Below are 20,293 nucleotides of genomic sequence, written 5' to 3' on the forward strand. Positions count from 1 at the left end.
CTGCGCCACCACACCCGGGGCCGGCCTGTGCCGGCCCTTTTCATTTGCCTGCCATGAAACCGAGCCGAGTCGAATATTTCTCCCTGCGCGGCCGTCGCCAGGCCCTGCGCCGCTGGGGGCCTGCCGAGGCGCCGCCCCTGGTGTTGCTGCACGGCTGGATGGACGTTGCCGCCTCCTTCCAGTTCGTGGTGGATGCCCTGAGTCGGGAGTGGTCCGTGCTGGCACCGGACTGGAGGGGCTTCGGCGACAGCCAGGAAAATCGGGGGCCCTACTGGTTCGCCGATTACCTGGGTGATCTGGATGCCCTGCTGGACAGCCTGTTCCCCCGGCAGGCCGTGCCGCTGGTGGGGCACAGCATGGGCGGCAACGTGGCCTGCCTGTACGCCGGATTGCGGCCCCAGCGGATCAGTCACCTGGTCTCCCTGGAAGGCTTCGGCATCAATGACATGGTCCCGGCCCAGGCGCCGGAACGCTTGTCGGCCTGGTTGGATCAACTGGCTGCGCCGCCCTCACTCCATGCCTACTCCGACCGGACCGCCCTGGCATCCCGCCTGCGCCGGGACAACCCGCGCCTGACACCGGCTCGGGCCGAGTTCCTGGCCACCCATCTGGGGCGTATCGACGATGACGGGAGTGTGAAGTGGGCCGGCGATCCCTGGCACAAGGCCGCCAGTCCGCTGCTCTACCGGCTTGAGGAAGCCAGGGCCTGCTGGCGCCGGGTCCAGGCGCCCACCCTGTGGGTGCGGGGAGCGGAAACCTCTTTCCTCAAACGCTTTCATATAGACGAGGGCGACTATCGGGAACGCCTGGGCTGTTTTGCCTCGGCCCGGGAAGCCGTGGTGGCCGATGCCGGCCACATGCTGCATCACGATGCGCCCGAGGCGGTGGCAGCGCTGCTGGAGTCCTTCATCACGGCCTGAGGCCAAGGGGCGGCGCGGCCCCTGTGCTATGATTCCGCGCTTTCCTGCTGTCTTGGGGCGCCTTGGTCGCGACCTGCCGATGTCTGATCTGAACTGGGATTTCCACTGCCACTCCACCGCTTCCGACGGCCTGCTGCCGGCGGCCGAAGTGGCGCGCCGCGCCGCTGGCAACGGGGTGCAATTGCTGGCCCTGACCGACCATGACGATCTGGCCGGCCTGCCCGCCGCCCGGGCTGCGGCGGAGGAAATGGGCATGGGCCTGGTCAATGGCGTGGAAGTTTCCATCGAATGGGAAGGCCTCTCCATCCACGTGGTGGGCCTGGGCTTCGATGCCGCCAATCCGGTTCTGAACGAAGGGCTGGCCGGCATCCGCAGCGGCCGGGTGGAACGGGCCAGACGCATGGCCGAGGCCCTGGACGCCATTGCCATCCGCGGCGCCTTCGAGGGCGCCATGGCCTATGCGGAAAACCCCAACCTGATTTCCCGCGCCCATTTCGCCCGCTATCTGGTGCAGATCGGCCTATGCAAGGACGTGCACAACGTCTTCGACAACTACCTCACCCCGGGCAAGCCCGGCTACGTGGAGCATCGCTGGGCTTCCCTGGAGGACGCTGTCAGCTGGATTCGCACTGCAGGTGGTACGGCCGTGGTGGCCCATCCGGGGCGCTACAAGATTTCCAATGCGGCCTTGCGCCGTTTTCTGGGCCAGTTCAAGGATGCGGGCGGGGAGGGCATCGAGGTGGTGACCGGCAGCCACAGCCCCGACCAGATCCATCATTTCGCCCGCCTGGCCCGCCATTACGGCTTTCTCGCCTCCCGCGGTTCCGACTTCCACGGGCCGGAGGAGAGCTATACCGACGTGGGGCGCCTCTCGCCCCTGCCGGACGGCCTCACGCCCATCTGCTCCCGTTTCGTCTGATCATTCACGCCATGGCCGAATATCTTTCCCTCCATCCCGACAATCCCCAGCCCCGCATGCTGGCCAAGGCCGCCCAGGTCCTGCGGGAGGGGGGGCTGATCGCCTTTCCCACTGACTCCTGCTATTCCCTGGCCTGCCATTTGGGCGACAAGGAGGCCCTGGATCGGCTGCGGGCCATCCGCGGCGTCGATGACCGGCACCACATGACCCTGATGTGCCGCGACCTGTCCCAGATCGCCCACTTTGCCCGGGTGGACAATGCCCAGTACCGCCTGCTCAAAACGGTCACGCCGGGCAGTTACGTGTTCATCCTGGAAGGCACCAAGGAACTGCCGCGACGGGTGATGCACCCCAAGCGCAAGACCATCGGTCTGCGGGTGCCCGACCATCTGGGCGCCCTGGCCCTGCTGGAGGAGTTCGGCGAGCCCCTGCTTACCGCCACCCTGCAGCTGCCCGGGGATGAAGCGCCTCTCACCGAAGGCTGGGAGATCCAGGACCGTCTCGACGACCAGCTGGAGCTGATCCTGGATGGCGGCCATTGCGGCACCGAGCCCACCACCGTCATCGACCTCACCAGCGGGGCACCGGAACTGGTGCGGGCCGGCCGCGGAGCGCTGGCCCCCTTCGGTCTCTGACCGGCACGGCCGACCGGAGCCGGGTCGGTCCCTTTGGTAGAATCCCCCCTTTATTACGCTGACGCGCCATGGACCAACTGATCCAGACCCTTGCCATTGCAGCCCTGCCGGTGATCTTCGCCATCACCCTGCACGAGGCCGCCCATGGCTATGTGGCGCGCCACTTCGGCGACCTGACGGCCTACGCGGCGGGGCGCATCAGCCTCAATCCCCTGCGCCACATCGATCCGGTAGGCACCATCCTGATTCCGGTGCTGATCCTGCTCTTTTCCGGCGGCAGCCTGCTGTTCGGCTATGCCAAGCCGGTGCCCGTGGATTTCGGCCGCCTGCTCCGTCCCAAGCAGGACATGCTGTGGGTGGCCGCCGCCGGCCCCCTGGCCAACCTGGCCATGGCCATCGGCTGGGGTTGCATGCTCAAGCTGGCTCAGCTGCTGCCGGTGAATGCCTATACCCTGCCCCTGGAGCGCATGGCCGACCTGGGCATGGACGTGAATATCGGCCTGATGCTGCTCAACCTGCTGCCCATTCCGCCTCTGGATGGCGGCCGCATCGCCGTCAGCCTTTTGCCCTACCGCCAGGCCGTCGCCTTTTCCCGGGTGGAGCCCTGGGGCTTCCCGATCCTGATCCTGCTGCTCTTTTCCGGCGTGCTGGCCAGCATCCTTTATCCGCTGATGGGTATCATGCGTTACCTGTTGGCCCTGATTTTCAATTTCCAAGCCTGAGACAAACATCACCATGTACGCGGAACGAGTCCTTTCCGGCATGCGCCCCACGGGCAGCCTGCACCTTGGCCACTACCACGGGGTCCTGAAGAACTGGGTCAAGCTCCAGAACGACTACCCCTGCCTGTTCTTCGTGGCCGACTGGCATGCCCTGACCACCAGCTACGACCAGCCGGACATCATCGAAAAGGCCGCCTGGGACATGGTGATCGACTGGCTGGCCGCCGGCGTGGACCCCAATCAGGCCACCATCTTCATCCAGTCCCGGGTGCCCGAGCACGCCGAACTGCACCTGCTGATGTCCATGATGACGCCCCTGGGCTGGCTGGAGCGGGTGCCGACCTACAAGGACCAGATCGAAAAGCTCTCCCACAAGGACCTCACCACCTACGGTTTCCTTGGCTATCCCCTGCTGATGTCCGCCGACATCCTGGTGTATCGCGCCAACCGGGTGCCCGTGGGCGAGGACCAGATTCCCCACCTGGAGTTTTCCCGGGAAATCGCCCGCCGCTTCAACCATCTCTACGGCCGGGAGCCCGGCTTCGAGGAGAAGGCCCTGGAAGCGGTGAAGAAGCTGGGTGGCAAGGTGGGCAAGCGTTTCAACGAGCTGCGCACCCGCTTCCAGCAGGACGGCGATGCTGCCGCGGTGGAGGAGGGCAAGCGCCTGGTGAACGAGGCCCAGAGCCTGTCCTTGGTGGATCGGGAGCGCCTGCTGGGTCATCTGGAAGGCACCGGCAAGATGATCCTGGTGGAGCCGGACGCTCTGCTCACCGAGGCTTCGCGCATGCCCGGCCTGGACGGGCAGAAGATGTCCAAGTCCTACGGCAACACCATCACCCTGCGGGAGGATGAAGCCTCCGTCACCCAGAAGGTCAAGCGCATGCCCACCGATCCGGCCCGGGTGCGCCGCACCGACGCCGGCAATCCGGACAAGTGCCCGGTGTGGCAGCTGCACCAGGTCTATTCCGACGGGGCCACCAAGGAGTGGGTGCGCCAGGGCTGCACTTCCGCCGGCATCGGCTGCATCGAATGCAAGCAGCCGGTGATCGACGGTATCCTCAAGGAACAGGCGCCCATGCGGGAGCGGGCCCAGGTCTATCTGGACAATCCGGCCCTGGTGCGGGAGATCGTCAACGACGGTTGCGCCAAGGCCCGCCGCCTGGCCCAGGAAACCATGACCGATGTGCGCGCCGCCATGGGCCTGAACTACGCCTGACATGAGCGATACTCCGGTCCTCGACGACATTCCGGCCCCCCAGGCGGCGCCGGCCCAGGAGGCCCTGGCCCGCATCTACGGCCAGCCCCTGGAGCAGCTGCCCCTGGACCTGTACATCCCGCCCGACGCCATGGCGGTGATGCTGGATGCCTTCGAAGGCCCCCTGGACTTGCTGCTCTACCTGATCCGCAAGGCCAACGTGAATGTGCTCGACATTCCCATGGCGCCCCTGACGCTCCAGTACCTGGAGTACGTGGAAGCCATGCGCTCCCAGAACATGGAGCTGGCGGCTGACTATCTGGTGATGGCCGCCATGCTCATCGAGATCAAGTCCCGCATGCTGCTGCCCCGGGCCAAGCAGGCGGAAGAGGACGAGGTGGAGGATCCCCGGGCCGAACTGGTGCGCCGCCTCATCGAATACGAGCAGATGAAGCTGGCGGCGGTGCGCCTGAACGAGCATCCCCAGGCCGAGCGGGACTTCGTCTGGGTCGAGACCTGGGTGGAAAAATCCCAGATGCAGCGTTTCCCCGACGTGTCGGTGGCGGACCTGCAGCAGGCCTGGCAGTCCATCCTGCGCCAGGCCCAGCTGCATACCTCCCACAAGGTGCAGCGGGAAGAGCTGTCGGTGCGCGAGCACATGGGCCTGATCCTGCGCCAGCTGAAGGAAGCGGACGGCTTCGTCGAGTTCATCCACATGTTCGACGTGGAGCTGGGCGCCCCTTCCGTGGTGGTGCATTTCCTGGCCATGCTGGAGCTGGCCCGGGAGCGGCTGATCCGCATCACCCAGGCCGAGGCCTTCATGCCCATCTACGTGCGCTTGGCCATTGCCGACGACGCGGAAACGCCCCTGACCGAGGAAGAGGCGGGGCAGATAGTCGAAATCCCTGCGGAAGAAGGAGAGGGCGATGCCCCAGTTACCGTCTAACCCCGCCGAGATCAAGCGCATCCTGGAAGCGGCCCTGCTGGCCGCCCAGCAGCCCCTCTCGGTGTCCGAACTGCGCCAGATGTTCGATGGCGAGCTGGCGCCGGAAGTGGTGCGCAAGCTGCTCGACGAGCTGCGGGAGGAGTGGAGCGAGCGCACCGTGGAGCTGGTCCAGCTGGCCACCGGCTGGCGCTTCCGCACCCGCACCGAGTACATGCCCTATCTGGAAGCCCTCAATCCGGAAAAGCCGCCTAAGTATTCCCGGGCAGTCCTGGAGACCCTCTCCATCATTGCCTACCGCCAGCCCGTGACCCGGGGCGACATCGAGGACATCCGCGGCGTCACCGTCGCCACCCAGGTCATCAAGGCCCTGGAAGAGCGGGGCTGGGTCGATGTGGTGGGCTACCGGGACACCCCGGGCCGTCCCGCCCTGTTTGCCACCACCAAGAAATTTCTCGACGATCTGGGGCTGCGCAGCCTGACCGAGCTGCCGCCCCTGGAACAACTCAATCAAACACTGGAATTAAGCGATGCCTCCTAAGCCTTCCCGTAAGCCTGCCGCACCCAAGACGGGCCAGGCACCCCGCCGCAGCCCTGCCGGCGGCCGTCCGCGCCGGGACGACGGCGCCGAGTGGGTGGAGGGTTCCGACCCCGCTCCCCATGGTCGTCGCTCAGGCAGCACTGGCACGGCTTCTGGCCGGCCTGGCCCGAAACCCGCGCGGGATGCGGCGAAGCGGACACCGTTCCGTGCGCCCACCCGTCCCCGCCCCGAGCCTGTCGCCGCCGTGGAGGAAGCGGAGGAGCTGGAAGTGCCCCGTCCCCGTCGCGGTGCCGGCCGCAATGCCCCTGCGCCCCGCGCCGTCGGCCGTAGCGGCCGCAATGCACCGGTGGAGGCCAAGCCCGAGCGCCTGCACAAGATCCTGGCCCAGAGCGGCGTCGGTTCCCGGCGCGACATGGAGGAGTGGATTGCCGCCGGCCGCGTCACGGTCAATGGCAAGCCGGCCGAAGTGGGCCAGCTGGTGGGGCCGGAAGACAAGGTCAAGGTCAGCGGCCGCCTGGTGCATCTGCGTTTCGGCTCCCTGCGCCTGCCCCGGGTGGTGCTCTACCACAAGCCCGAAGGCCAGATCGTCTCCCGCGACGACCCGGAAGGCCGTGACAGCGTCTTCGACTTCCTGCCACGCATGCGCGGCAGCCGCTGGGTGGCGGTGGGGCGGCTGGACTACAACACCAGCGGCCTGCTGCTGTTCACCAACTCCGGCGACCTGGCCAACCGGCTGATGCACCCCCGCTACAACCTGGAGCGGGAGTACGCGGTCCGGGTGCTGGGCGACCTGGACGACGCCACCCTCAAGCAGCTGGCCGCCGGCATCGAACTGGAAGACGGTCCGGCCCGCTTCACTACTCTGCTGGACGCGGGCGGCGAGGGGGCCAACCACTGGTACCGGGTGACCTTGTCCGAAGGCCGCAACCGGGAAGTGCGGCGTATGTTCGAAGCCGTAGGGGCCACGGTGAGCCGCCTGATCCGCGTGCGTTACGGCCCCTTCGTCCTGCCGGCCCGCCTCAAGCGGGGCAGCACCATGGAACTGACGGACATGGATGTGGCCAAGCTGATGCGGGAATTTGGCCTGCCGGCACCGGAAGTGATCCAGAAGCGGGACAAGCGTACCCGGAAGTGATTTCGGGCCGCAGCGGCCCGATCCGCGGCTACCCCCAGGGTCGTTTGGAGCCCGGGTAGCGGCTTTCCGGCAGGAAAGCCGTTGTCCGGGCTGTTGTTTTCCGATATAATTCAAAAGTTTTCATCGTCCTGCCCAGCTTTGGGCGGGTAACTTTTTGGATGGGCGTTTCGCCCATTTTTTATTTGTAGCGCATGGATCTGCACTCATTAGTTGAAAATACGGTCACCGGCCTGGGTTACGAGCTGGTGGACCTGGAACTGACGCCCCGGGCCCGGGTTATCCGCGTCTTTATCGACCAGCCTGAAAAGGAGGGCGGTATCGGCGTGGAGGATTGCGTTGCCGTGAGCAACCAGCTTTCCCGCGTGCTGATGGTGGAAAACATCGATTACGACCGGCTGGAGGTTTCCTCCCCTGGTCTCGACCGGCCTTTGAAGAAGCTGGCCGATTTCGATCGCTTTGCCGGTCAGGAAGTGCATATCCGCTTGCGCGTGGCGCTGAACAACCGGCGCAACTACAACGGCATTCTCATGGGCGTGCGCGACGGCAAGGTCTGCGTGCGCCTGATTGACAAGAACAGCGGCAAGGAAGAGGGCGAAGTGGCCCTCGAGCCGGGCAATATCGACAAGGCCCGGCTGGAGCCGAAGTTTGATTGATGGCGGGTTGAAGGCAGATACGAGGAGAGAAAAGCAATGAGCCGCGAGATTTTGTTGCTGGTGGATGCACTGGCGCGCGAAAAAAACGTTGCCAAGGATGTGGTGTTCGGCGCTCTGGAGTCGGCCCTGGCATCCGCTACCAAGAAGCGTATTAACGACGAAGCCGACGTGCGCGTCGTGATCGACCGCAATACCGGCGAGTACGAGTCCTTCCGCCGCTGGCAGGTGGTGGCTGACGAAACCTACGTCAACGAGTTCCTGGAAATGCCCCTGTCCGAAGCCCAGAAGCAGGACGAAGGCGTGGAAGTCGGCGACGTGATCGAGGAATCCCTGGAGCCCATCGACTTCGGCCGTATCGGTGCCCAGGCCGCCAAGCAGGTTATCCTGCAGCGCATCCGCGACGCCGAGCGGGAGCAGATCCTGGCCGACTTCCTGGAACGCAAGGAACACATTGTTTCCGGCACCATCAAGCGCATGGAGCGCGGCAACGCCATTATCGAAGCAGGCAAGATCGAGGCCCTGCTGCCCCGGGACCAGATGATCCCCAAGGAAAACCTGCGCGTCGGCGACCGGGTCAAGGCCTTCCTGCTGCGTATCGATCGCAATGCCCGCGGTCCCCAGATCATCCTCTCCCGCACCGCGCCGGAATTCATCATCAAGCTGTTCGATCTGGAAGTGCCCGAGATCGAAGACGGTCTCATGGAAATCAAGGCTGCTGCCCGGGATCCCGGCATGCGCGCCAAGATCGCCGTGAAGTCCAACGATCCCCGCGTGGATCCGATCGGTACCTGCGTCGGCATGCGCGGCACCCGCGTCACCGCCGTCACCAACGAACTGGCCGGCGAGCGCGTGGACATCGTGCACTGGTCCCAGGACCCGGCCCAGTTCGTCATCGGCGCCCTGGCTCCGGCCGAAGTCAGCTCCATCGTGGTTGACGAGGAAAAGCACAGCATGGACGTGGTGGTGGACGAGGCCAACCTGGCCATCGCCATCGGCCGCGGCGGCCAGAACGTGCGCCTGGCCTCCGAGCTGACCGGCTGGAACATCAACCTGATGACCCAGGAAGAGTCGGAAAAGAAGGTGGAAGCAGAAACCGCTGCCACCCGTGTGCTGTTTATGGAAAAACTGGATGTGGACGAGGAAGTCGCCAACATCCTGATCGACGAAGGCTTCTCCACCCTGGAAGAAGTTGCCTATGTGCCCCTGGCGGAAATGCTGGAAATCGAGGCCTTCGACGAAGATACGGTGAACGAGTTGCGTAACCGCGCCCGTAATGTGCTTCTGACCGAAGCCATCGTCACCGAAGAGCAACTCGAAGGTGTGGAAGATTCCCTTTTGGCCCTGGACGGTATGGACAAGTCCCTGGCTGCCAAGCTGGCTTCCGGCGGTGTGAAAACCCTGGACGACCTGGCCGACCTGGCTGTGGATGAACTCACCGAAATTACCGGCATTGACGCAGACCGCGCCAAGCAACTGATTACCAACGCCCGCTCGCACTGGTTCGAGTGAGAGGGAAGGGAGAGAAGTAAATATGGCGCAAACCACCGTATCCCAATTTGCCGCCGAGCTGAAAATGCCGGCCGCTGTTCTTCTGGAACAGCTACAGAAAGCCGGCGTCAGCAAGCAAGCCGCTGAAGATCAGCTCTCCGAGCAGGACAAGACCCGTCTGCTCGACTACCTGCGCAGCAGCCACGGCGAAGCCCAGGGCAAGAACAAGATTACCCTGACCCGCAAGCAGACCAGCGAGATCAAGGCCCAGGATTCCACCGGCAAGACTCGTACCGTCCAGGTCGAAGTGCGCAAGAAGCGCGTCCTGGTCAAGCGTGAAGCCGGCGAAGGCGTGGTCGAGGCAGCAGTCGAAGAAGCCCAGCAAGCTGCCGTTCAGGCTGAGCCGGTTGTCGAGCCCGTGGCTGCACCCGTGGTCGAGGCTGCGCCTGAGCCTGTGCCCGAGCCCGTGGTGGAAGTTGCTCCCGAACCCGCACCCAAGCCTGTGCCCGAACCCGTGGTGGAAGCCGCTCCCGAGCCCGTTGCTGCTCCGGCTGAGGAGCCCGTGGCTGCCGCCGAGCCTGCTCCGGCTGCCGCGCCGACCCGCACCAAGGTGGTCAAGCGCAGCATGGTTTCCGTCATCGGCGAAGCCGAGATGAAAGCCCGGGAAGAAGAGGCCCGTCGCCACCAGGCCCTGCTGGAACACCAGCAGCGGGAATACCAGGAAAAGCAGGCCCGCGCCGCCGAACTGGTGCGCCTGCGGCGTGAAGCCGAGGAAAAGGCCGTGGCCCTGAAGGCTGCTGAAGCTGCCAAGAAGGCGGCGACCGCCCACCAGGTGGCCCAGCCGGCAGACGACAAGCCCGCCGACCGCACCCTGCACAAGCCCGCTGGCAAGCCCGGCGACGCCAAACCCGGTGCAAAGAAAGAAGGCGGCTGGAACGACGGCAACAAGAAGCGTCCCGGTCTCAAGACCCGTGGCGGCGATGCCAACAGCGGCTGGCGCAGTGGCGGCGGCAAGCATGGCAAGCGCCATGGCGGCGGCAACGACGAAGCCCATGCCTTCCAGGCACCGACCGAACCCATCGTGCGTGAAGTACACGTGCCCGAAACCATTTCCGTGGCCGATCTGGCCCACAAGATGGCAGTCAAGGCCACCGAGGTGATCAAGACCCTGATGAAGATGGGTTCCATGGTCACCATCAACCAGGTGCTGGACCAGGAAACCGCCATGATCGTGGTGGAAGAAATGGGCCACAAGGCACTGGCGGCCAAGCTGGATGATCCGGATGCCTTCCTCGACGACGCCGTCGAGCATGTGGATGTGAAGCAGGAGCCCCGCGCCCCGGTGGTGACCGTGATGGGTCACGTGGACCACGGCAAGACCTCCCTGCTCGACTATATCCGCCGCACCCGCGTGGCTTCCGGCGAAGCCGGCGGCATTACCCAGCACATCGGCGCCTACCACGTGGAAACTCCCCGCGGCATGGTGACCTTCCTCGACACCCCGGGTCACGAGGCCTTCACGGCCATGCGGGCCCGCGGTGCCAAGGCCACCGACCTGGTGATCCTGGTGGTGGCGGCCGACGACGGCGTCATGCCCCAGACCAAGGAAGCCATCCACCACGCCAAGGCGGCCAATGTGCCCCTGGTGGTGGCGGTGAACAAGATCGACAAGCCCGAAGCCAATCCGGACCGCGTCAAGCAGGAACTGATTGCCGAAGGCGTGGTGCCGGAAGAGTACGGCGGCGATTCCCCCTTCGTGCCGGTGTCTGCCAAGAAGGGTACCGGTATCGACGACCTGCTGGAGCATGTGCTGCTGCAGGCCGAAGTGCTGGAACTGACCGCGCCCAAGGATGCTCCGGCCAAGGGCATCATCATCGAAGCCCGTCTGGACAAGGGCAAGGGCCCCGTGGCCACCATCCTGGTGCAGTCCGGCACCCTGAAGCGGGGCGACATCGTCCTGGTCGGTCAGGTGTTCGGCAAGGTGCGCGCCATGCTCGACGAGAACGGCAAGCCCATCGACCAGGCCGGTCCTTCCATCCCGGTGGAAATCCAGGGCCTGTCCGACGTGCCGGCTGCCGGCGAGGAAGCCATGGTGCTGGCCGATGAGCGCAAGGCCCGTGAAATCGCCCTGTTCCGTCAGGGCAAGTTCCGCGAAGTGAAGCTGGCCAAGCAGCAGGCCGCCAAGCTCGAGTCCATGTTCGACAACATGGGCGAGGGCGCCGCCAAGTTCCTGCCGCTGATCGTCAAGTCCGACGTGCAAGGTTCCCAGGAAGCCTTGGTGCAGTCCCTGAACAAGCTGTCCACCGACGAAGTGCGGGTGAACGTGATCCACGCGGCGGTCGGTGCCATTACCGAAACCGACGTGAACCTGGCATCCGCCTCCAAGGCCGTCATCATCGGCTTCAATACCCGTGCCGATGCCGGCGCCCGCAAGGCGGCCGATACTTTCGGCGTGGATATCCGCTACTACAACATCATCTACGACGCCGTGGATGAGGTGAAGGCAGCCCTGTCCGGCATGCTGTCCCCGGAAAAGCGGGAACAGATCACCGGTCTGGTGGAGATTCGTCAGGTCTTCCGCATTTCCAAGGTCGGTTCCATCGCCGGTTGTCTGGTGCTGGAAGGCGTGGTCAAGCGCAATTCCCGCGTCCGTCTGCTGCGCAACAACGTGGTGCAGTGGGATGGCGAGCTGGACTCCCTGAAGCGTTACAAGGATGACGTGAAGGAAGTGAAGGGCGGCTTCGAGTGCGGTCTGTCCCTGAAGAACTTCAATGAAATCGAGGAAGGCGATCAACTGGAAGTGTACGAAATCCAGGAAATCGCCCGGAGCCTGTAAGGCACGATGGCTAACAAGAGTTTTTCACGCAAGGACCGGGTGAATGAGCAGATCCGCCGCGAACTGGCGGAGCTCATTCGCACCGAGCTGAAGGACCCTCGCGTCGGTATGGTCAGCCTGACCGACGTCGAGGTGACTCCTGATTACGCCCATGCCAAGGTTTTCTTCACCACCCTGGCGGCCGCGGAGCAGCTGGCGGAAATCAAGAAGGGCCTGGACAAGGCTTCCGGTTTCCTGCGGCGGGAGCTGGGGCGCCGGGTGCGCATCCACACCACGCCCCAGCTGCATTTCGTGTACGACAATTCCATCGAGCACGGCACCAGCCTTTCCCGTCTGATCGACGAAGCGGCGGCCACCAGCCGCCAGACTTCGCCCGACGAGGATGGGGAAGCCCCGCCGGATACCGCTGCCGAAAGCTGATCAGGTCATGTCCAAACCCAGACGCACCTGGAAACAGGTGGATGGGGTGCTGTTGCTGGACAAGCCCCTTCACCTCTCCTCCAACGACGCGCTGCAAAAGGCGCGTCGTTTCTTTTCGGCCGCCAAGGCCGGCCATACCGGTACTCTCGATCCCCTGGCCACCGGCCTGCTGCCCATCTGCTTCGGCGAAGCCACCAAGTTTTCCGCCGACCTGCTGGATGCCGACAAGGCCTATGTTGCCGACGTCCGCCTTGGTCAGACCACGGCCACCGGCGATGCGGAGGGTGAAGTCCTGCAGACCAGGCCGGTACAGGTTTCCGCCGAGCAGCTGGCTGCCGTGCTGCCCCGCTTCACCGGGGTGATTGCCCAGGTGCCGCCCATGTATTCGGCCCTCAAGCGCGATGGCAAGCCGCTCTACGAGCTGGCCCGCCAGGGGCTGGAGGTGGAGCGGGAAGCCCGGGAAGTAACCATTCTCAGCCTGGCCGCCAGCGATTTCGACGGCATCAACTTCCGTCTGCATGTGGATTGCAGCAAGGGTACCTACATCCGCACCCTGGCCGAGGACATTGGCGAGGCCCTCGGCTGCGGTGCCCATCTGACGGGCCTGCGGCGTACCCGGGTCGGTCCGCTGGAACTGGATCGTGCGGTGTCCCTGGCAGAGCTGGAAAATACGGAGGAGGCGGACCGGGGGCGCTATCTGCTGCCGGTGGATGCCTTGCTGCGCAGCCTGCCCGAGGTATTGCTGGAGGCCGAATCCCTGCAGCGCTTTGCCCACGGCAATCCGGTGGCAACCGAACTCCAGTCCGGCAAGGCCCGGGTCTATGGCGAGGGCGTCCTGCAGGGGGTGGGAGAGGTCAGGGAAGGCAAGCTGTGGCCCTACCGCCTGCTGCGCCAGAAGGACAACGGCTAGGGGCGTGCAAAATAGCGGGGAATGGCCGGAATTATCTTGCTACTCCTCTGCTCCCTGCGTATAATCCGCCGCTTCGCTCCCCGTGGAGCGAAGTTTTTTTAACCGTCGGGCGCCTGGCTCTATCAAACTGGGGCAGCGTCGTAACACTCAAGAGAGTTTGACATATGGCTATCAACACCACTCAAAAGGCCCAGATCGTTGGCGATTTCCAACGCGCTCAGGGCGATACCGGTTCCTCCGAAGTGCAGATCGCGCTGCTGACCGCACGCATCAACGACCTGACCGGTCACTTCAAGGAACACATGAAGGATCACCACTCCCGTCGCGGTCTGCTGCGCATGGTGTCCCGCCGCCGCAAGCTGCTGGACTACCTGAAGCGCACCGATGTGGACAAGTACCGCAGCGTTATCGAGCGTCTGGGCCTGCGCAAGTAATCTTGCCCACGCCTGATACCGTCCGCCCATGCGGTCGGGACGCATCAAGTAGCGTTTGAAAGAGCGGGCGGCCTTTGGCCGCGCCGCTCTTTTGCTTTCCGGGAGCATGGTTTTCCCCGGGTAAGCAGGTAGAATCGGCGGTTGCAAGAATTTAAGCGAAGACAAGAGAAAGAGAGAAAGGAAGATATGTTCAATATTGCAAAGAAAACCTTCACCTACGGTGCCCATCAGGTCACTCTGGAAACCGGCGAGATTGCTCGCCAGGCCTCCGGCGCCGTACTGGTCACCGTTGACGACACCGTGGTCCTGGTGACCGTGGTCGGCGCCAAGCAAGCCAAGCCGGGTCAGGATTTCTTCCCCCTGACCGTCGACTATGTCGAGAAGACCTACGCTGCCGGCAAGATCCCCGGTGGCTTCTTCAAGCGCGAAGGCCGTCCTTCCGAAAAGGAAACCCTGACCTCCCGCCTGATCGACCGTCCCATCCGCCCCCTGTTCCCTGAAGGCTTCTACAACGAAGTCCAGGTGGTGGCGACCGTCATGTCCCTGAATCCCGAAGTGGATTCCGACATTCCCGCCCTGATCGGTGCCTCCGCTGCCCTGGCCATTTCCGGCATTCCCTTCTCCGGCCCCATCGGTGCAGCCCGCGTCGGCTACATCGACGGCCAGTACGTGCTGAATCCCTCCGCCACCCAGCTCAAGGACAGCAAGCTGGACCTGGTGGTTGCCGGCACCCAGTCCGCCGTGCTGATGGTGGAATCCGAAGCCAAGGAACTCTCCGAAGAAGTCATGCTGGGCGCCGTGGTCTACGGCCACGAGCAGATGCAGGCCGTCATCAACGCCATCAATGAACTGGTGGAAGAAGCCGGCAAGCCCGAATGGGAATGGCAAGCTCCGGCCCAGGACCAGGTCCTGCTGGGCAAGCTGGAAGCTCTGGTCAAGGCTAAGCTGGAAGAGGCTTACAGCATCACCAGCAAGCAGACCCGCAGCCAGCGCGTCAAGGAAATCCGCAGCGAAGCCGTTGCCGCCCTGTGCCAGGGTGAAGATGCTCCCGACGAAAACACCGTGGCCGACCTGTTCTTCGCCATGGAAGCCGCCATCGTCCGCGGCCGCATCCTGGCCGGCGAGCCCCGCATCGACGGTCGCGACACCCGCACCGTGCGTCCCATCACCGTGCGTACCGGCGTGCTGCCCCGTACCCACGGTTCCGCCCTGTTCACCCGTGGTGAGACCCAGGGCCTGGTGGTGGCCACCCTCGGTACCAGCCGCGACGAGCAGATCATCGATGCCCTGGCCGGCGAGTACAAAGACCGCTTCATGCTGCACTACAACATGCCTCCCTACGCCACTGGCGAAACCGGCCGCGTCGGTTCCCCCAAGCGTCGCGAGATCGGTCACGGTCGTCTGGCCAAGCGTGCCCTGCTAGCCGTGCTGCCGCCCGCCGACGAGTTCTCCTACTCCATGCGCGTGGTGTCCGAGATCACCGAATCCAATGGCTCCTCCTCCATGGCTTCCGTCTGTGGCGGCTCCCTGGCGCTGATGGATGCTGGCGTGCCCCTCAAGTCCCACGTGGCCGGTATCGCCATGGGCCTGATCAAGGAAGGCAACCGCTTCGCCGTGCTGACCGACATCCTGGGTGACGAAGACCACCTGGGCGACATGGACTTCAAGGTGGCCGGTACCGATTCCGGTATCACCGCCCTGCAGATGGACATCAAGATCCAGGGCATCACCAAGGAAATCATGGCGGTGGCGCTGGATCAGGCCAAGGCCGGTCGCCTGCACATCCTGAACATCATGCAGGATGCCCAGGATGCTCCGCGTACGGAAATGTCCGCTTACGCTCCCCGTCTGTACACCATGAAGATCAATCCGGAAAAAATCCGTGACGTGATCGGCAAGGGTGGCGCGGTGATCCGTGCCCTGACCGAGGAAACCGGTACTTCCATCGACATCCAGGACGACGGCACCATCACCATTGCCTCCACCGACGGTGAAGCCGCCGAGATGGCCCGCAAGCGCATCGAGGCCATCACCGCTGAAGTGGAAGTGGGCAAGGTCTACGAAGGTCCTGTGCTGAAGATTCTGGACTTCGGTGCCATCGTCAGTGTCCTGCCGGGCAAGGATGGTCTGCTGCACATCTCCCAGATCGCCAACGAGCGCGTCAATGCCGTGGCCGACTACCTCAAGGAAGGTCAGGTCGTCCGCGTCAAGGTTCTGGAAACCGACGAGAAGGGTCGCATCCGCCTGTCCATGAAGGCTGTGGCTGCCGAAGAGGCTGCTCCCGCCGTGGCTGCAGAACCGCAACAGTAAGTTTTTCACCGTTGCAAAGAAAAAGGGCGCTTCGGCGCCCTTTTTCATAGTTTGACCCGCCGACAATAAAAAAGCGCAGCCTTGGCTGCGCTTTTTTGCGGCGGAGTGCTCCGCTTACTTGGCGACCTGCTTTTCCCGCAGTTCCTCCAGGGTCTTGCAGTCGATGCACAGGGTTGCCGTGGGGCGGGCTTCCAGGCGCTTGATGCCGATTTCCACGCCGCACTTGTCGCAGAAGCCGTAGTCGCCGGAATCGATGCGACCCAGGGTCTCGTCGATCTTCTTGATCAGCTTGCGCTCCCGGTCCCGGTTGCGCAGTTCCAGGGCGATATCCGTTTCCTGGCTGGCCCGGTCGTTGGGGTCGGCAAAGACAGTGGCTTCATCCTGCATGGTATGCACCGTGCGCTCGATGTCAGCCATCAACTCCTGCTTCAGCGTGCCAAGAATGGCGCGGAAGTGAGCCAGTTGCTTGCTGTTCATGTATTCCTCGCCCTTCTTGGGGACGTAGGGCGTGAAATGTTTGTGGAGCAAATCTTCAGCCATGTTCGAAGACCATCCGTGTTTGTGCAAAAAGGCGATTAAATATCAGAAAAGCATCTTACCTGCAACAATCATTGATTGCACGAAAAAAAACTACTTTTGGCGCTTGACCACCCCGGGGGGCATGTGTAGAATTCGCGTCTCTTCGGGGCGTAGCGCAGCCTGGTAGCGCATCTGCTTTGGGAGCAGAGGGTCGTGAGTTCGAATCCCACCGCCCCGACCAGCAGATACAGGTTGCACCCAAGGCGAGCGAGAATTAGCGCCCGTAGCTCAACAGGATAGAGCAACGGCCTTCTAAGCCGTAGGTTGTGAGTTCGAGCCTCGCCGGGCGCGCCAAACAGGTTTCAGTGGCGGTATTAGCTCAGTTGGTAGAGCACTGGATTGTGATTCCAGGTGTCACCGGTTCGATCCCGGTATATCGCCCCAAAATAAAGAAAAACCCGGCCTGGTGCCGGGTTTTTCTTTTTCTGCTTCAAAAATTCAACTTTAATCTTCCTCCACCGCGCTGTTGCCCGCAGTTTTGCCCAGCTTTGCTGCTAGCCCCAGCAGGGGGGCATTGCCGGGGTCCCTGGCCACATCCAGTAGTACCAGATTGCCGTGCTTGCCGATGTCGCGCATGGCATCGATGCGGTTGGTTTCCAGCAAGACGGTCAGGGCTTCGGCTGAATTGACGTGGAATTTCTCGAAGTCGGCGAGGGATTCCCGCAGACCTTCGGCCAGCAGCTTGCGCGAGTCGGCCAGGCCTTTGGCCCGGGCCCGCTGGGCGTCGGCCTCCGCTTCGGCCTGGCGCACGGTCTTGATGCGCATGGCTTCCGCTTCCTGTTCCGCAGCCTCCCGTTCCCGCTTGGCGGCCACCACCCGGTTGAAGGAGGCTTGGACATCGCCGGAGACTGTGGGCTGGTCCACCAGCACCGCTTCCAGGACGTATCCGAATTCCTCCAGCTTGGCCGAGAGGGCCTTTTCCACCTGGGTCACCAGATGGTCCCGGTCCTTGAACAGGTCCTCCAGGGTCATGGAAGCGGCGATGGCGCGGATGGTGTTGAGGACCCAGGTGGAGATCTGGGCCGACGGGTTTTGCAGCTTGTACCAGGCGTGGCTGGCACGCTCCGGTGTGACACGGATCATCAGGCTGACGGGGAGGGAGACGAACATGTTGTCCGAGGTCTTCACCTCCACCGTGCTCTGCACTTCGTCGATACGCAGGGAGAGCATGCCGGTGACGCGCTGGAAGGGGAAGAAGATCCAGTTGAGGCCGGGCTCCAGGACCCGGGAATAGCGGCCCAGGGTTTCAACGACGGCGGCGGTCTGCTGATTGATGATGCGGATGCCGAGAACAGCGATGGCCACGGCCAGGATCAGCAAGAGTGACATCAGTTCCATGAAGAAAATCTCCGGATTGAGGTGGTGCTAGTGTAATCCGGTTGTCATCGTCGGCGGGTAGGATTCAGCCGTCACAGGGAGCAAACCGCTTGAGCAAGGATGATGAACATGATGGAACTGGAACAGGTGCTGGCCCGCATTCTGCGCGATACCCGCGGTCAGTGGGGATTGAGCTGAAATCTGTGGGATGCCCATAAAAAAAGCCCAGGTGTTTGCCTGGGCTTTTTTTATGTCGGGCCGTTTGGCCTGCCGTTCCACCTTCAGCTGGGCAATTCCTCGCGCCGCAGCAGGAAGACGAACTGGTCGCCGCCCGAGGTGTCGAGCCAGGTGAAGGGGGTCTGGGGGTAGGCTTCTTCCAGGACATCCCGGTTGTGGCCGATTTCCACCACCAGCAGGCCGCCGGGGTTGAGGTGGTCCTTGGCTTCCCGCAGCAGGGTGCGCACCAGGTCCAGCCCGTCGTCGCCCCCGGCCAGGGCCAGTTCCGGCTCGGCCCGGTATTCCGGTGGCAGGGTTTCCATGGATTCCGCATTGACGTAGGGCGGGTTGGAAATGATGAGGTCGTAGCGCTGGCTCGCCAATCCGGCGAAGAGGTTGGATTGCACCAGGCGCAGCCGGTCTTCCAGGCCGTAGTCGGCCACGTTGCGCTTGGCCACTTCGAGGGCGTCGGCAGAGATGTCCACGCCGTCCACGTCGGCTTCGGGGAAGGCCAGGGCCGCCAGGATGGCGAGACAGCCGGAGCCGGTGCAGATGTCGGCTACCCGGGTGATGGCCCAGGGATCGTCGATCCAGGGGGCGAACTGCTCTTCCAGCAGTTCAGCGATGAAGGAGCGGGGCACGATGACCCGTTCGTCGACGTAGAAGCTATGCTCGCCGAGCCAAGCTTCATGAGTCAGGTAGGCCGCCGGAACGCGGCTTTTGACGCGGCGTTCGATGATGTGCAGGACGGTGTTGCGCTCGGCTTCGGTGAGGCGGGCGTCGAGGAAGGGTTCCAGCCGGTCCAGGGGCAGATGCAGGGTGTGCAGCAGCAGATAGACGGCTTCGTCCCAGGCATTGTCGGAGCCGTGGCCGAAGAACAACTCGGCTTCGTTGAAACGGCTGACGGCGTAGCGCAGCAGGTCGCGCAGGGTGAAGAGTTCGGTGCGGGCGTTTTCGGACATGGTCAGGTCAGCAGTTTTTCCAGGATGCGGCAATAGGTGGCGGAGAGGCGGGGCAGGGCGGCGGCCTCCACGCACTCGTCGATTTTGTGGATGGTGGCATTCACCGGCCCCAGTTCGATCACCTGGGGGCAGATTTCGGCAATGAAGCGGCCGTCGGAAGTGCCGCCGGTGGTGGAAAGTTCGGTCTCGATCTCCAGCTCTTCGCGGATGGCCGCCATGGCTGCATCCACCAGGGGGCCGCGCCCCGTGAGGAAGGGCTTGGCGCCCAGGGTCCAGGCCAGGTCGTAGTCGATGCCGTGCTTGGTGAGGACGGCTTCGAGACGGCTTTTCAGGCCTTCCGGGGTGCTGGCGGTGGAGAAGCGGAAGTTGAAGAGGATGTCCACCGTGCCGGGAATGACGTTGGTGGCACCGGTGCCGCCCCTGATGTTGGAGACCTGCCAGGTGGTGGGCGGGAAGTACTCGTTGCCCTGGTCCCACTCGGTGGCAGCCAGTTCGGCGATGGCCGGCGCTGCCAGATGGATCGGATTCTTTGCCAGGTGCGGGTAGGCGATGTGGCCCTGGATGCCCTTCACCGTCAGGCGGCCGGAGAGGGAGCCGCGGCGGCCGTTCTTCACCATGTCGCCCAGGCGATTGACGCAGGTGGGCTCGCCGACGATGCAGCAGTCGATGCCTTCACCGCGTGCCTGCAGGGCTTCCACCACGGCCACGGTGCCGTCGGTGGCATCGCCTTCCTCATCGGAGGTGAGCAGGAAGGCGATGGAACCCTGGTGCTGCGGATGGCGGGCGACGAAGGTTTCCACGGCGGTGACGAAGGCGGCCAGGGAACCCTTCATGTCGGCGGCGCCGCGGCCATAGAGCATGCCGTCGCGCAGGGTCGGAGTGAAGGGGTCGGAGGTCCATTGCTCCACGGGGCCGGTGGGGACCACGTCGGTATGGCCGGCCAGGCAGACCAGGGGAGCGGCGCTGCCGCGGCGGGCCCAGAGGTTCACCGTGTTGCCCCGGTTGATGGCTTCCAGGGTGAAGCCCAGGGGCTTCAGGCGGGCGCTGATGAGGTCCATGCAGCCGCCGTCTTCCGGGGTGACGGAGCGGCGGGAAATGAGCTGTGCGGCCAGGTCCAGGGTCGGGTCGCTGGTGCAGGAGTTGGGCTGGGACATGAAT

General features: G+C 63.9%; 19 protein-coding genes and 3 tRNA genes. 18 read left to right on the forward strand and 4 right to left on the reverse strand.

What is annotated here, in order from left to right; genetic code table 11:
• The first annotated feature begins 53 nt into the window (after positions 1-53).
• The 15 genes from AZSP09_RS02930 to pnp all read left to right on the forward strand — a co-directional run bounded on the left by AZSP09_RS02930 (position 54) and on the right by pnp (position 16,061).
• Positions 54-920 carry an alpha/beta fold hydrolase gene (locus AZSP09_RS02930; protein ID WP_152089124.1) on the forward strand — a complete coding sequence of 289 codons (867 nt, stop codon included), beginning with the start codon at positions 54-56 and terminating at the stop codon, positions 918-920.
• Between the two features lie 79 nt (positions 921-999).
• On the forward strand, positions 1,000-1,839 hold the full coding sequence (locus tag AZSP09_RS02935; protein WP_152089125.1) for a 3',5'-nucleoside bisphosphate phosphatase: 840 nt from the start codon (positions 1,000-1,002) through the stop codon (positions 1,837-1,839).
• An 11-nt stretch (positions 1,840-1,850) separates the two neighbouring features.
• The gene (locus AZSP09_RS02940) at positions 1,851-2,474 is read left to right on the forward strand and encodes an L-threonylcarbamoyladenylate synthase (RefSeq protein WP_014237758.1); all 624 of its coding nucleotides are present in this window, start codon (positions 1,851-1,853) and stop codon (positions 2,472-2,474) included.
• A 68-nt stretch (positions 2,475-2,542) separates the two neighbouring features.
• On the forward strand, positions 2,543-3,196 hold the full coding sequence (locus AZSP09_RS02945; RefSeq protein WP_152089126.1) for a site-2 protease family protein: 654 nt from the start codon (positions 2,543-2,545) through the stop codon (positions 3,194-3,196).
• Positions 3,197-3,209: 13 nt separating this feature from the next.
• The gene (locus AZSP09_RS02950; protein WP_152089127.1) at positions 3,210-4,412 is read left to right on the forward strand and encodes a tryptophan--tRNA ligase; all 1,203 of its coding nucleotides are present in this window, start codon (positions 3,210-3,212) and stop codon (positions 4,410-4,412) included.
• A gap of 1 nt (position 4,413) precedes the next feature.
• Positions 4,414-5,337 (forward strand): segregation and condensation protein A, encoded by a 924-nt coding sequence (locus AZSP09_RS02955; RefSeq protein WP_014237755.1) that lies wholly within the window; start codon positions 4,414-4,416, stop codon positions 5,335-5,337.
• Entirely contained in the window at positions 5,318-5,875 is a 558-nt protein-coding gene (scpB, locus tag AZSP09_RS02960; RefSeq protein WP_014237754.1) for an SMC-Scp complex subunit ScpB, read from the forward strand. The genes AZSP09_RS02955 and scpB overlap by 20 nt, the downstream gene beginning before the upstream one ends.
• 268 nt (positions 5,876-6,143) lie before the next feature.
• Positions 6,144-7,010: a 23S rRNA pseudouridine(2605) synthase RluB gene (gene rluB, locus AZSP09_RS02965; RefSeq protein ID WP_442858680.1), complete on the forward strand. Its 867-nt coding sequence runs from the start codon at positions 6,144-6,146 to the stop codon at positions 7,008-7,010.
• 191 nt (positions 7,011-7,201) lie between these two features.
• Complete coding sequence (gene rimP, locus AZSP09_RS02970; protein WP_014237752.1) at positions 7,202-7,663, forward strand: ribosome maturation factor RimP; 462 nt, start codon at positions 7,202-7,204, stop codon at positions 7,661-7,663.
• A gap of 36 nt (positions 7,664-7,699) precedes the next feature.
• Complete coding sequence (gene nusA, locus AZSP09_RS02975) at positions 7,700-9,172, forward strand: transcription termination factor NusA (RefSeq protein ID WP_014237751.1); 1,473 nt, start codon at positions 7,700-7,702, stop codon at positions 9,170-9,172.
• A 22-nt stretch (positions 9,173-9,194) separates the two neighbouring features.
• Positions 9,195-11,987 (forward strand): translation initiation factor IF-2, encoded by a 2,793-nt coding sequence (gene infB, locus AZSP09_RS02980; protein WP_152089129.1) that lies wholly within the window; start codon positions 9,195-9,197, stop codon positions 11,985-11,987.
• A 6-nt stretch (positions 11,988-11,993) separates the two neighbouring features.
• Entirely contained in the window at positions 11,994-12,407 is a 414-nt protein-coding gene (gene rbfA, locus AZSP09_RS02985) for a 30S ribosome-binding factor RbfA (protein WP_130458568.1), read from the forward strand.
• Between the two features lie 7 nt (positions 12,408-12,414).
• Positions 12,415-13,317, forward strand: coding sequence for a tRNA pseudouridine(55) synthase TruB (gene truB / locus AZSP09_RS02990; protein ID WP_152089130.1), 903 nt, complete (start codon positions 12,415-12,417; stop codon positions 13,315-13,317).
• A 164-nt stretch (positions 13,318-13,481) separates the two neighbouring features.
• Entirely contained in the window at positions 13,482-13,751 is a 270-nt protein-coding gene (rpsO, locus tag AZSP09_RS02995; protein ID WP_014237747.1) for a 30S ribosomal protein S15, read from the forward strand.
• A gap of 186 nt (positions 13,752-13,937) precedes the next feature.
• Positions 13,938-16,061 carry a polyribonucleotide nucleotidyltransferase gene (gene pnp, locus AZSP09_RS03000; protein ID WP_152089131.1) on the forward strand — a complete coding sequence of 708 codons (2,124 nt, stop codon included), beginning with the start codon at positions 13,938-13,940 and terminating at the stop codon, positions 16,059-16,061.
• 114 nt (positions 16,062-16,175) lie between these two features.
• On the opposite strand, the gene dksA is transcribed toward pnp, so the two are convergent.
• On the reverse strand, positions 16,176-16,601 hold the full coding sequence (gene dksA / locus AZSP09_RS03005; protein ID WP_014237745.1) for an RNA polymerase-binding protein DksA: 426 nt from the start codon (positions 16,599-16,601) through the stop codon (positions 16,176-16,178).
• A 143-nt stretch (positions 16,602-16,744) separates the two neighbouring features.
• Here dksA and AZSP09_RS03010 point away from each other — a divergent pair.
• From AZSP09_RS03010 to AZSP09_RS03020, 3 genes are all read left to right on the forward strand, one after another.
• A tRNA-Pro gene (locus AZSP09_RS03010) sits at positions 16,745-16,821 on the forward strand.
• A 36-nt stretch (positions 16,822-16,857) separates the two neighbouring features.
• A tRNA-Arg gene (locus AZSP09_RS03015) sits at positions 16,858-16,934 on the forward strand.
• Between the two features lie 14 nt (positions 16,935-16,948).
• Positions 16,949-17,024 (forward strand) — tRNA-His (locus AZSP09_RS03020).
• A 60-nt stretch (positions 17,025-17,084) separates the two neighbouring features.
• Here the strand turns inward: AZSP09_RS03020 and AZSP09_RS03025 are convergent.
• From AZSP09_RS03025 to dapE, 3 genes are all read right to left on the reverse strand, one after another.
• Positions 17,085-17,978, reverse strand: a complete 894-nt coding sequence (locus AZSP09_RS03025) for an SPFH domain-containing protein (protein WP_152089132.1) — start codon at positions 17,976-17,978, stop codon at positions 17,085-17,087.
• A gap of 260 nt (positions 17,979-18,238) precedes the next feature.
• Entirely contained in the window at positions 18,239-19,135 is an 897-nt protein-coding gene (gene prmB / locus AZSP09_RS03030; protein ID WP_152089133.1) for a 50S ribosomal protein L3 N(5)-glutamine methyltransferase, read from the reverse strand.
• Positions 19,136-19,137: 2 nt separating this feature from the next.
• Positions 19,138-20,289, reverse strand: a complete 1,152-nt coding sequence (gene dapE / locus AZSP09_RS03035) for a succinyl-diaminopimelate desuccinylase (protein WP_152089134.1) — start codon at positions 20,287-20,289, stop codon at positions 19,138-19,140.
• Between the last annotated feature and the right edge of the window lie 4 nt (positions 20,290-20,293).

Origin of the sequence: Azospira sp. I09 (assembly GCF_009177135.1) — a bacterium.
In the GTDB taxonomy this organism is placed as follows: domain Bacteria; phylum Pseudomonadota; class Gammaproteobacteria; order Burkholderiales; family Rhodocyclaceae; genus Azospira; species Azospira oryzae.